Annotated in this window: 12 protein-coding genes; 7 read left to right on the forward strand and 5 right to left on the reverse strand. The window is 66.1% G+C overall.

The genetic code is table 11. The features are described 5' to 3' along the window. The first annotated feature begins 88 nt into the window (after positions 1-88). The 4 genes from RAH32_RS03110 (at position 89) to RAH32_RS03125 (ending at position 3,567) form a co-directional block, all read left to right on the forward strand. Positions 89-1,375, forward strand: a complete 1,287-nt coding sequence (locus RAH32_RS03110; protein WP_306604965.1) for a M23 family metallopeptidase — start codon at positions 89-91, stop codon at positions 1,373-1,375. Continuing rightward, complete coding sequence (locus tag RAH32_RS03115) at positions 1,365-1,844, forward strand: bactofilin family protein (protein WP_306604967.1); 480 nt, start codon at positions 1,365-1,367, stop codon at positions 1,842-1,844. Before RAH32_RS03110 ends, RAH32_RS03115 begins: the two co-directional genes overlap by 11 nt. Positions 1,845-1,994: 150 nt before the next feature. Then, on the forward strand, positions 1,995-2,843 hold the full coding sequence (locus RAH32_RS03120; RefSeq protein WP_306604969.1) for a fumarylacetoacetate hydrolase family protein: 849 nt from the start codon (positions 1,995-1,997) through the stop codon (positions 2,841-2,843). A gap of 1 nt (position 2,844) precedes the next feature. Continuing rightward, positions 2,845-3,567, forward strand: a complete 723-nt coding sequence (locus tag RAH32_RS03125) for an SDR family oxidoreductase (RefSeq protein WP_306604971.1) — start codon at positions 2,845-2,847, stop codon at positions 3,565-3,567. A 240-nt stretch (positions 3,568-3,807) separates the two neighbouring features. On the opposite strand, the gene RAH32_RS03130 is transcribed toward RAH32_RS03125, so the two are convergent. The 4 genes from RAH32_RS03130 to RAH32_RS03145 all read right to left on the reverse strand — a co-directional run bounded on the left by RAH32_RS03130 (position 3,808) and on the right by RAH32_RS03145 (position 6,683). Beyond that, a complete protein-coding gene (locus RAH32_RS03130; RefSeq protein ID WP_306604974.1) occupies positions 3,808-4,605 on the reverse strand; it encodes a DUF2189 domain-containing protein in 798 nt (265 codons plus the stop codon). 73 nt (positions 4,606-4,678) lie between these two features. Continuing rightward, positions 4,679-5,173 carry a pantetheine-phosphate adenylyltransferase gene (gene coaD / locus RAH32_RS03135; RefSeq protein ID WP_306604975.1) on the reverse strand — a complete coding sequence of 165 codons (495 nt, stop codon included), beginning with the start codon at positions 5,171-5,173 and terminating at the stop codon, positions 4,679-4,681. 77 nt (positions 5,174-5,250) lie between these two features. Then, positions 5,251-5,712 (reverse strand): CBS domain-containing protein, encoded by a 462-nt coding sequence (locus RAH32_RS03140; protein ID WP_306604977.1) that lies wholly within the window; start codon positions 5,710-5,712, stop codon positions 5,251-5,253. 59 nt (positions 5,713-5,771) lie between these two features. Next, positions 5,772-6,683 (reverse strand): LysR family transcriptional regulator, encoded by a 912-nt coding sequence (locus tag RAH32_RS03145; protein WP_306604979.1) that lies wholly within the window; start codon positions 6,681-6,683, stop codon positions 5,772-5,774. 97 nt (positions 6,684-6,780) lie between these two features. On the opposite strand from RAH32_RS03145, the gene RAH32_RS03150 reads away from it, so the two are divergent. Further along, positions 6,781-8,280, forward strand: coding sequence for a CoA-acylating methylmalonate-semialdehyde dehydrogenase (locus RAH32_RS03150; protein ID WP_306604981.1), 1,500 nt, complete (start codon positions 6,781-6,783; stop codon positions 8,278-8,280). A 53-nt stretch (positions 8,281-8,333) separates the two neighbouring features. Here RAH32_RS03150 and RAH32_RS03155 read toward each other — a convergent pair whose 3' ends face one another. Next, positions 8,334-8,924, reverse strand: coding sequence for a VPLPA-CTERM sorting domain-containing protein (locus RAH32_RS03155; RefSeq protein ID WP_306604983.1), 591 nt, complete (start codon positions 8,922-8,924; stop codon positions 8,334-8,336). Positions 8,925-9,119: 195 nt separating this feature from the next. Here RAH32_RS03155 and RAH32_RS03160 point away from each other — a divergent pair, with 195 nt between their 5' ends. Next, the gene (locus tag RAH32_RS03160) at positions 9,120-10,250 is read left to right on the forward strand and encodes a carboxylate-amine ligase (protein WP_306604985.1); all 1,131 of its coding nucleotides are present in this window, start codon (positions 9,120-9,122) and stop codon (positions 10,248-10,250) included. Between the two features lie 66 nt (positions 10,251-10,316). Beyond that, the gene (locus tag RAH32_RS03165; protein WP_306604986.1) at positions 10,317-11,462 is read left to right on the forward strand and encodes an acyl-CoA dehydrogenase family protein; all 1,146 of its coding nucleotides are present in this window, start codon (positions 10,317-10,319) and stop codon (positions 11,460-11,462) included. Position 11,463 lies beyond the last annotated feature (1 nt).

The raw sequence follows: 11,463 nt of genomic DNA on the forward strand, positions 1-11,463 counted from the left end.
AGGCACACATGGGCTTTACCCGCTGCAACTGGAACCAGATCGCCTGAACAAGATCGGGCATGCCGTCGGGGGACATGACTTGCCAAACGTGACGAACCGCCTCAACGCCTCGCTGGAACGCGTCCTGCCCGAAAAGCGCCTGTTCCTGCGATCCGATGACGATACGCGGTTTGTTCGCCTGCGCCCGCTGACGCAGCTGGTTGCGATCAGCGGCATCACGCTGGCCTTCGGCTGGACGCTGGTGGCAAGTTCGGTCCTGGCCATCGACGCGATCAGCGCCGGCTCGTCGCGCGACACCATCGTCATCACCCAGGCCGCGTTCGAGGAGCGGCTGGCCGAACTGTCCCAGGAACGCGACGCCCGCGCGGCCGAGGCGCTTGCCGCCCAGAACCGCTTTGCCGCCGCCCTGGATCAGGTCTCGCAGATGCAGTCCCAGCTGCTGGAATCCGAGGAACAGCGCCGCGAGTTGGAAGCCGGGCTTGACATCGTCCAATCGACCCTGCGTGACGCGATCGGCGAACGCGACAGCGCCCGCGCCATGGCCGAGGCCACGGATGCCCAGCCCGACGCCGCCCACCCCGAGGAAGTCACGGCTGCCCTGGACATCGTGACCGGCGAACTGCGCCAGGCCGCCGACGAACGCGCCACCGCCCTGCAAGAGGCCGAGGCAGCCCGCCGGACGGTCGAGGAACTGTCCTTGGAGCGCGAGGAAATCCTGGCCCGCAACGATGAAATCCTGACCCAGCTGGAAAGCGCCGTGACCATCTCGGTCGAGCCGCTGGACGATGTGTTCCGGTCCGTCGGCATGGACCCCGAGGATGTGCTGGAAACCATCCGCGAGGGTTATTCCGGCGAGGGTGGCCCGCTGACGCCGATGGGCCGTTCCACCCGCGGCGACGCGGCGCTGACCAACAGTGAAGCGAAGGCGAACCAGATCATCGTCACGCTGGACCAGATGAACACCTATCGCATCGCCATGGAAAAGCTGCCGCTGGCCATGCCGGTCAAGAACTCGTTCCGATATACCTCGGGCTTCGGGCGCCGCTGGGGGCGCGCGCATGAAGGAATCGACATGGCAGCCCCGGTGGGCACGCCGATCCATGCCACGGGCGACGGGATCGTGACCTATGCCGGCCGGCAGGGCGCCTATGGCAACCTGATCAAGATCGAACACGAACTGGGGGTCGAAACCCGTTATGGCCACCTGTCCCGGATTCGCGTGAAGACCGGCCAAAGGGTGTCGCAAGGCGAGCTGATCGGTGATATGGGCAACACAGGACGCTCGACCGGGCCGCACCTGCACTATGAAGTGCGCATGAACGGTCGGGCCGTTGACCCGATGAGCTTCATCAAGGCTGCGAGCAATGTTCAGTAAGACCCGAGTGACCGAAAAACCCCAGACACCAGGCACCCCCGCACCCGAATCCTATCAGGCCCCCTTGCCCGAGCGGAGCGAAGCCCCGGTTGCAGCACCTGCCCGCAAGGCCTCGCCCTCGGTCCTGTCTTCGGATCTGACCGTGGTGGGAAACATCCGCACCGAAGGCGACATCCAGATCGAGGGCACGGTCGAGGGCGACATCCGCGCGCATCAACTGGTGATCGGCGAAAGCGCCACCATCCGGGGCGAGATCGTGGGCGACGAGGTGGTGGTGAACGGCCGCGTGGTGGGCCGCGTCCGCGGCCTGAAGGTGCGCCTGTCGGCATCCGCGCGGGTGGAAGGCGACATCATCCACAAGACCATCGCGATCGAATCCGGCGCGCATTTCGAAGGTTCGGTCCAGCGGCAGGAAGATCCGATCGCCAACGGACCCACGAAGAAGCTGGCGCCCCCGGCATCGGAATAGACATCCCGCTTCGACATGAAGGCCCGCCCCAGTGCGGGCCTTTTTTCCGTGCCGACTTTCGCCCGCTGCCGCATAAAGCATCTGGCAATCAAGGGAAATCGGGCGGCGCCACTTGGGCTAGGCTTTGCCAGGCAACGCATGGGAGAATACATGAAACTCGTCAGATATGGCGCAAAGGGCGCGGAGAAGCCGGGGCTTCTGGACAATGACGGGCAGGTTCGCGACCTGTCGGCGCATGTCGCGGATATTGCGGGCGACTGCCTGACGCGCCAGGGCCTGGATGCGCTTCGCGCCCTGGATCCGGGCACGCTGCCGCTGGTCGCGGGCAGCCCCCAGCATGATCTGCGCCTTGGCGCCTGCGTGGGCCAGGTGGGCAAGTTCCTGGCGGTGGGCCTGAACTATGCCGATCATGCCGCCGAGGCCGGGATGGATGTCCCGACCGAGCCGATCCTGTTCACCAAGTGGACAAGCTGCATCGCGGGACCGGACGACGACCTGGCTCTTCCCCCGGATTCGGCCACGACCGACTGGGAGGCCGAACTGGGCATCGTCATCGGCGACGGCGGCAGCCATATCGCAACCGAGCAGGCGACGGATCATATCGCCGGATACTGCGTGATCAACGACATCAGCGAACGCGACTGGCAGTTGCGGCGCGGCGGCACCTGGGACAAGGGCAAGGGCCATGACGGCTTCGGACCCATCGGTCCCTGGCTAGTGACAGTGGACGAAATTCCCGACCCGCGCACGCTGCGCCTCTGGCTGGAGGTGGATGGCCACCGCTTCCAGGACGGCACCACCGAGACGATGGTGTTCGGGCCCCCGGAAATCGTGTCCTATATCTCTCGGTTCACGACGCTGCATCCGGGCGACGTGATCGCCACCGGCACGCCGCCCGGCGTCGGCATGGGGCAGAAGCCGCCCGTCTATCTGCGGCGGGGCCAGGTCATGCGCCTTGGCATCGATGGTCTGGGGCAGCAGCGGCAAAAGGTGGTCTGACATGGGACAGGCGCGATCCATCATCATCACGGGTGCAGGCAGCGGCATCGGGCGGGCCACCGCGCAGCGCTTTCTGACGGCCGGATGGCGGGTCGCGCTGCTGGGACGCAGGGCGGACGCCTTGATTGCCACGGCGGGCGGTGCCCCCGCGCTGATTCTGCCCTGCAACGTGACCGACGAGGATGCCGTGGACGGCGCCTTCGACCGCGCCCATGCCGAATGGGGCCGCCTTGACGTGCTGTTCAACAACGCCGGGCGCGGAGCGGACCCCGCCACGCCGGACCAGATGGACGCCGGCACCTTTCGCGACGTGATCGCCACCAATGTGACGGGCATGTTCCTGTGCGCGCGTGCGGCATTCCGTCTGATGCGCGCACAGAACCCGCAGGGCGGGCGGATCATCAACAACGGCTCCATCGCGGCCCATTCGCCGCGCGCCGGATCCGTCGCCTATACGACCTCGAAGCACGCGGTCACGGGGCTGACAAAGTCCCTGTCGCTGGACGGGCGGCCCTTCGACATCGCCTGCGGCCAGATCGACATCGGCAATGCCGCGACGGACCTTTTGATGCAGGTCAGCACCGGTGGGCCGGGCACTGAGCCGCTGATGGATGTCGCGGTCGTAGCCGATGCGGTGCTGCACATGGCATGCCTGCCCGCGGGCGCGAACGTGCAGTTCATGACCGTGATGGCGACCAACATGCCCTTCATCGGGCGGGGTTAGAGAACCCCCATCGCAGGCGGGACCAGGAAACGCGACGAGCGTTTCCCCCGCCCTTTGTGCGATGGTGCCATCAGAAACATTGCCATCCCGCGATCCGGGTAGGCCGGCGCCCGCCGGGGGCCGGGCGGGCGCTGGCCGGGCTTTTTGAAGCCCGGCAGCATTTGCGGCACCCGCAACGCGTGGCGAAGGCGATGGCCTTCGCTAGTGAAGACGGAACGCTGAACCAAATGTCGATCCTGTCTAACCCGCCAGCACCCGGCGATAGACATGCCAGCTTGCGTGCCCCAGCACCGGCAGCACGACCAGCAGTCCCAGAAATCCTGGCAGGATCGCCAGGAACAGCCAGATCGCGATCATCGCTGCCCAGACCGCCATCACCCCCGGGTTTTCCGCCACCGCGCGGCATGAAGTGATGATGGCGGTGATGAAATCGACCTCCCGCTCCATCAGCAGGGGCAGGCCGACGACGGTAAAGCTGAACAGCACGACGGCAAAGCCGCCGCCGATGATCGTGCCCAGCACCAGCATCACCAGCCCCCTGCCCTGAAACAGAACCTCGGGCGAGGAGGTGATGTTGGTCAGCGCCGAGACGCCCATGAACAGCGCAAAGACAGTATGGGCCACGAAGACCCAGAACATGAACAGCAGCAGGATGACCATCGCCATCGACGGGATCTGGCGCTGGCGCTGTTCGAAGACGACGCGCAGGATGCGGGCGGTATCCAGGGGCTCGCCCGCCTCGATCCGGCGGCTGACCTCGTAAAGGCCGGTGGCGGCGAAGGGGGCGATCAGCGGAAAGCCCAGGATGAAGGGGATCAGCCACCACTCCTCGCCCGACGCGAAGGCGACCGAGGCCAAGGCCCAGCCGCCAAGGACATAGAAGGCCGAGAACATCAGCCCGAAGACCGGCGCGCGGCGAAAGTCGCGCCAGCCCAGGGTCAGGGCCTGTGACAGGTCCGACAGGGCAATATGGCGGGGATCGGGAATTTCATCGGGCAGGCCGTGGTGATCGCGCGCGGGCAGGTCGGATCGGGGCAAGGAATCCCTCCGGTATCAAGACTGGGCGCGCGTTCGGAGATGATGCTAGCAGCGCGGCGAAATGTCGCAAGCCTTAACCGCGATATCGGTTGACCAGGGCCTCGGCCACCGGGGGCGTCACGAATTTCGACACGTCGCCACCCAGGCGGGCGATTTCCTTGACCAGCTTCGAGGCAATGGCCTGGCGGCGGGCGTCGGCCATCATGAAGACCGTCTCGATGCTGGCATCAAGGGCGCGGTTCATGCCGACCATCTGGAATTCGTATTCGAAATCGGCGACGGCGCGCAGCCCGCGCACGATCACCTGCGCGCCCACGTCGCGGGCGCAGTCGATCAGCAGGTTCTCGAACGGGTGGACGACGATCTCGCCCCCGGTGCGGCCTGCGATCTGGTCGCATTCGGCCCGGACCATGGCCACCCGTTCCTCAAGCCCGAACAGGGGCGACTTGTCGCGGTTGATGGCGACGCCGATGACAAGACGATCAACCAGGGCCATCGCACGCTGGATGATGTCGACATGGCCCAGCGTGATCGGATCGAAGGTGCCGGGATAAAGACCGATGCGCATGGATGGGCGCCCTTATGCTTGCCTGCCCCGCAGGGAAAGCCGATTCCCGTTCGGTTTGCAAGCGGTTGGCCGCCGGATCAGGCGCCCATGATCATGCCGGTCAGCGCCTCCTTCTCAGCCGCCAGTTCCTTGAGCCTGCCGCTGACCGCATCGCCGATGGACACGACGCCCAGCATGTTGCCGTCGCCATCCACGACCGGCAGGTGACGGAACCGGCCCTGCGTCATGCGTTCCAGGATCACCAGCGCGTCGTCGCCCATGGCGCAGGTCTGCGGGTCACGGGTCATCACGTCGCGGATCAGGGTGGACAGCACCTCGGGGCCGTTCTTGCCCAGTTGGCGCACGATGTCGCGTTCCGAGAGGATCCCCTGCGGCTTCTTTCCGTCGTCCGACACCACCACGGCGCCGATGCGCTTTTCGGCCAGCATCTTCACGGCATCGGCCAGGGTCGCGTCGGGGCGGATGGTCAGGATCGTCTGCGCCTCGATCCCCGGCTTGCCGGATGTGGATTTCATCGAAAGCAACTGGTTGACGAGCATGAGGCATCCTCCGTTGGCAGTATCGCTGAAGCCCATCCTTTTCCCCGAATCGTGATCCGTCAAGTGCGACCAAGGCTTGGCGCGGCAAGCAGGGCTTCCAGCCGCGCGACCTCGGCCCGCAACCCCTGCGCCAGCAGATCGGCCAGCAGCGACAAGCGGCGGGATGCGCGGTCGTCCGCGTGGCGGATCAGCCAGAAGCTGCGCTTCAACGCGATGCGGTCGGGCAGGACCAGTTGCACGCCCGGCGCGAAGGGGATGGCGAAGTCATGCACGATCCCCACCCCCGCCCCCGCCCGGATCGCCTGCATCTGCACCGAAACCGAGTTCGAGGTGATCGCCGCCGACTGCACCCCGGTTTCGGACAGGTAGTCCAGCTCCCGGTCGAAGATCATGTCGGGGATATAGCCGATCATCCGGTGCTGGCGCAGGTCGGCCAGATCCCGGATTGGCGGGGCCGTGCGCAGGTAATCCTCATGCGCGGCTAGATGCAGGTGGTAATCGGTCAGCCGCTGCACGGTCAGCCGCCCCGTATCGGGCGGGGACACGGCCACCGCCATATCGGCCTCGCGCTTGGTCAGGTTCACCACGCGCGGCAAGGCGACGATCTGGATTTCCAGCCCCGGATGGGCGGCGCACATGTTGCGCGCGACCTGGGGCAGCAGATAGTTCGCGCAGCCGTCCGGCGCGCCGATGCGCAACTGGCCGGTCAGCCCGGCCTCGTGCCGCACCGCCTCGGCCGCGGCATTGGCGCCCTGCTCGGCCGCCTCGGCCGGGGCGACCAGCCGCGCGCCCTCGGCCGTCAGGACATAGCCCTGCGGCGTCTTGGCAAACAGCGCCGCGCCCACCGCCCGTTCCAGCCGCGCGATACGGCGGCCAATGGTGGATGCGTCCATGCCCAGCCTGCGTCCCGCCCCCGACAGGCTTTCGGTCCGCGACACCGCCAGGAAGATGCGCAGGTCGTCCCACTCCATGTCCTGCCCTTTGCAAAAGTGCAAAACGTCTTTGCCATCCTTCCTCTTTATCCGGCAAATCCGCAAGGCTAGGCTGCGCCCAACCAAGGAGGATGTGATGAAAGAGATTCACCACTGGATCGACGGCAAGGAATACAAGGGCACCTCGGGCCGGTTCAGCGACGTCTTCAACCCCGCCACGGGCGAGGTTCAGGCGCGTCTGTCGCTGGCCACCAAGGCCGAACTGGACCACGCCGTCGAACGCGCAGCCGAGGCGCAGGTGAAATGGGGCGCAACCAACCCGCAGCGCCGCGCCCGCGTGATGATGGAGTTCGTGCGCCTGATCAACCGCGACATGGACAAGCTGGCCGAGGCGCTGTCCTCGGAACACGGCAAGACCCTGCCCGACGCAAAGGGCGACGTGCAGCGCGGGCTTGAGGTGATCGAGTTCTGCATCGGCGCGCCGCATCTGCTGAAGGGCGAATTCACCGACAGCGCCGGCCCCGGCATCGACATGTATTCCATGCGCCAGCCGCTGGGCGTGGTGGCGGGCATCACGCCCTTCAACTTCCCGGCCATGATCCCGCTGTGGAAGATGGGTCCCGCCCTGGCCGCCGGAAACGCGATGATCCTGAAGCCCTCGGAACGCGACCCCTCGGTTCCCCTGATGCTGGCGCAACTGCTGCAAGAGGCCGGGCTGCCCGATGGCGTGCTGCAGGTCGTCAACGGCGACAAGGACAGCGTGGACGCGATCCTGGACAACCCGGTGATCCAGGCGGTCGGGTTCGTGGGGTCCACGCCGATCGCGCAATACATCTATGAACGCGCGGCGGCGACCGGCAAGCGTGCGCAATGCTTTGGCGGCGCCAAGAACCACATGATCATCATGCCCGACGCCGACCTGGACCAGGCGGCGGATGCCCTGGTGGGCGCGGGCTATGGCGCGGCGGGCGAACGCTGCATGGCGATCTCGGTCGCGGTGCCGGTGGGCGAAAAGACCGCCGACGCGCTGATCGAACGCCTGGTCCCGCGGATCGAGAAGCTGAAGGTCGGCCCCTATACCGCAGGCAACGACGTGGATTACGGCCCGGTCGTGACCCGCGCCGCCAAGGAAAACATCCTGCGGCTGGTGCAGTCGGGCATCGACCAGGGCGCGGAACTGGTCGTCGATGGGCGCGACTTCAACCTGCAGGGATACGAGAACGGCTTCTTCGTCGGCCCGCACCTGTTCGACCGCGTGACCCCCGACATGGACATCTACAAGACCGAGATCTTCGGCCCGGTCCTGTCCACCGTCCGCGCCGGTTCCTATGAGGAAGCCATCGGCCTGGCGATGAGCCACGAATACGGCAACGGCACCGCGATCTATACCCGCGACGGCGACACGGCGCGCGATTTCGCCAGCCGCATCAACATCGGCATGGTGGGCATCAACGTGCCGATCCCGGTGCCGCTGGCCTATCACACCTTCGGGGGCTGGAAGAAGTCGGGCTTCGGCGACCTGAACCAGCACGGCCCCGACGCCTTCCGCTTCTATACCCGGACCAAGACGGTGACGGCCCGCTGGCCCTCGGGCATCAAGGAAGGCGGGGAATTCAACTTCCGCGCCATGGACTGAAACGGGAAAGGGCGGGGAAAAACCCCGCCCTTTTGTCATGTGATTTCCGGTGATCAGGCCCGCTTGCGCCGGCGCGACAGCACCAAGCCCCCAAGACCGGCCAGCAACAGGACACCCGTCGCAGGCAGGGGCACCGCCGCCGGGCTGACGTCGATGTCGTCAAAGCGCAGGTTCCCCTTGAAGACGCCCGTTCCGGGGGTGCCCAGGGTCAGGTCCACGATGCGCAGGAAGCTGATGTTCCGAAAGATGGCATTGCCGGTGAAATCGACCACATAGCCCTTGTTAACCTCGATGGTCTGATCGCCGATCGTCGATCCGATGCCATAGGAGACCGAGCCGCGATCGGTCTCGAAGGTGATGGGCACCGAGGTGACAAGGCTGATCCACATGCTTGCCAGATCGAAAAGCCCGCCGCCAACCCGGGTCAGCGTGGAATCGACGAACTGGTTTTCCGATCCGCAGTTCTTCGGTGCGCCCTGACAATAGGCCCGGACGACGCGAATCTTGTCGAAGGTGAAGCCGTCCTCGACGTAATTGGTATGAGTTCCCAACGTGGCATCATCGAAATCGATGACGGCAGCCGACGCCCCAAGGCCAGGGACAGCCATCAGCGCAGCAAGCGCCAGGCTCCGCAGAGCTTTCATGTAACACCAAAATCGCTAACAAACACTAAGCTTTGACATAGCTTGCCGATTGCATCCGAGCAAGCTGTTCATTTGATCAGGCGCTCACTGCAACTTGGCTGGAAAAGGCCACACGTGGGCAGGAAAGCTTCGCCCGGCACTTGCAAGGGCGGGTGGCAACGGGTTCCATCGGTCCTGAACCATGAAGGCCTGCCCATGACCGACGCACCCGACCTGACCCTTGGCATCGAGGAAGAATACCTGCTGGTCAGCCCCGACACGGGCGATCTGGCCCCCGCCCCCGATGCGATGATGGCGGCCTGCCGCGAGGCCCTGGGCGACAGCGTCAGCCCCGAATTCCTGCGCTGCCAGATCGAGGTGGGAACGCCCGTGTCCGCCGACATCGCAGAGGCGCGCGGTCACCTGGCCCATCTGCGCCGGACAGTGGCGCGAATCGCGGGGGACTACGGCCTGGCGCCGATCTCGGCATCCTGCCATCCCTTCGCGGACTGGCGCGATCAGTTCCATACCGACAAGGACCGCTATCACCAGCTGTCGCGCGACATGGGGGCGGTGTCGCGGCGGATGCTGATCTGCGGGATGCACGTCCATGTGGGCATCCAGAAGCCCGCGCAGCGGATCGACCTGATGAACCAGATGACCTATTTCCTGCCGCATCTGCTGGCGCTGTCGGCCTCCAGCCCCTTCTGGCAGGGCAGCGACACGGGGCTTGCGTCCTATCGCACCACGGTCTTTGGCGGGATGCCGCGGACGGGCTTTCCGCCGCAGTTCGGCGGCTGGGACGAATTCGAGCGGTCGGTGCAGGTGCTGATCGACCTGGGCGTCCTGGAGGACAGCAGCAAGATCTGGTGGGATCTGCGCCCGTCGTCCCGGTTCCCGACGCTGGAAACGCGGATCTGCGACGCTTCGCCCCGGCTGGACGACACGATCACCCTGGCCGCGCTGAACCAGGCCACGCTGCGGATGCTGTGGCGCCTGTCGCGGCAGAACCAGCGGTGGCGGCAATATGACCCCTTCCTGATCGAGGAGAACCGCTGGCGCGCCACCCGCTATGGCATGGCCGAGGGGCTGATCGACTTTGGCGCAGGGCGGATCATCCCCTTTGCGGAAGGGATCGAGGAATGGCTGGCCCTGATCGCCCAGGACGCCGACGCCCTGGGCAGCCAGCCGCATGTCGCCCGCACCCGAGAGATGGTGGCGTCCGGCGGGTCCGCCGCCCGGCAGCGCGCGGTGCTGGCGCAGGCCACGGCGGCCGGCGCCACGCCCCCCGAAGCGATGCGCGAACTGGTTCGGCATCTGATCGCCGAATTTCATCACGGTCTCTGACCTTGCCAAGCCACCGTCCCATGATGCAATTAAACGCATGTTCAATTTCATCGGGGGGATGAGGACATGGATTTCGCACTGACCGAGGAACAGGCAGCCATCTTCGACATGGCGCGCGATTTCGGCGCGGACCGCATCGCCCCCCATGCCCATGACTGGGAAAAGCAGGGCACTATCCCGCGCGACTTGTGGGCCGATGTCGCGGCCCTGGGCCTTGGCGGGTTGTATGTGTCCGAGGAATACGGCGGATCGGGCCTGTCGCGGCTGGACGGGGTGCTGGTCTTCGAGGCGCTGTCGATGGCCTGCCCCTCGGTCGCGGCCTTCCTGTCGATCCACAACATGTGCGGCGGCATGATCGACAAGTTCGGCTCGGCCGAGACGAAGGCCCGCTGGCTGCCGGGTCTGAGCAGCATGGACAAGGTCTTCAGCTATGCCCTGACCGAACCGGGCAGCGGATCGGATGCCGCCGCCCTGCGCACGCGGGCCGAACGCACCGACACCGGCTGGCGGCTGAACGGGACCAAGGCCTTCATTTCGGGCGGGGGCTATTCGGATGCCTATATCGCCATGGTCCGCACGGGGGCCGAGGGGCCAAGGGGCATCAGCGCGGTGATCGTCGAAGACGGCACCCCCGGCCTGTCCTTCGGCGCGCCCGAGGACAAGATGGGCTGGCGCGCCCAACCGACCGCGCAGGTCCAGTTCGACGATTGCCAGATCCCCGCCGACAACCTGCTGGGCGAGGAAGGTCGCGGCTTTGCCTATGCCATGGCTGGGCTGGATGGCGGGCGGCTGAACATCGCGGCGGCGGCGCTTGGCGGGGCGCAGGCGGCGCTTGAGGCATCCCTGACCTATATGGGCGAACGCCGCGCCTTCGGGCAGTCGCTGGACCAGTTCCAGGCCCTCCAGTTCCGCCTGGCCGAGATGGAAACGGCGCTGCAATCCGCGCGCATCTTCCTGCGCCAGGCGGCCTGGAAGCTTGACACCGGCGCCCCGGATGCGACCAAGTTCTGCGCGATGGCCAAGCTGCACGTCACCGACCGCGCCTTCGAGGTCGCGAACCAGTGCCTGCAATTGCATGGCGGATATGGCTATCTGGCCGACTACGGGATCGAGAAGATCGTGCGCGACCTGCGCGTCCACCAGATCCTGGAAGGCACGAACGAGATCATGCGCCTGATCGTGGCGCGGGCGATGCTGGCCGAACGGGGGTAAG

This window comes from Paracoccus yibinensis (assembly GCF_030846195.1).
Lineage (GTDB): Bacteria > Pseudomonadota > Alphaproteobacteria > Rhodobacterales > Rhodobacteraceae > Paracoccus > Paracoccus yibinensis.

Bases quoted from the DNA above. Each gene is read 5' to 3' on its own strand.
- RAH32_RS03160 (WP_306604985.1), top strand. From the start codon at position 9,120: ATGACCGACGCACCCGACCTGACCCTTGGCATCGAGGAAGAATACCTG.
- RAH32_RS03115 (WP_306604967.1), top strand. From the start codon at position 1,365: ATGTTCAGTAAGACCCGAGTGACCGAAAAACCCCAGACACCAGGCACC.
- RAH32_RS03150 (WP_306604981.1), top strand. From the start codon at position 6,781: ATGAAAGAGATTCACCACTGGATCGACGGCAAGGAATACAAGGGCACC.
- RAH32_RS03155 (WP_306604983.1), bottom strand. From the start codon at position 8,924: ATGAAAGCTCTGCGGAGCCTGGCGCTTGCTGCGCTGATGGCTGTCCCT.
- RAH32_RS03145 (WP_306604979.1), bottom strand. From the start codon at position 6,683: ATGGAGTGGGACGACCTGCGCATCTTCCTGGCGGTGTCGCGGACCGAA.
- RAH32_RS03125 (WP_306604971.1), top strand. From the start codon at position 2,845: ATGGGACAGGCGCGATCCATCATCATCACGGGTGCAGGCAGCGGCATC.
- RAH32_RS03165 (WP_306604986.1), top strand. From the start codon at position 10,317: ATGGATTTCGCACTGACCGAGGAACAGGCAGCCATCTTCGACATGGCG.
- RAH32_RS03120 (WP_306604969.1), top strand. From the start codon at position 1,995: ATGAAACTCGTCAGATATGGCGCAAAGGGCGCGGAGAAGCCGGGGCTT.
- RAH32_RS03140 (WP_306604977.1), bottom strand. From the start codon at position 5,712: ATGCTCGTCAACCAGTTGCTTTCGATGAAATCCACATCCGGCAAGCCG.
- coaD (WP_306604975.1), bottom strand. From the start codon at position 5,173: ATGCGCATCGGTCTTTATCCCGGCACCTTCGATCCGATCACGCTGGGC.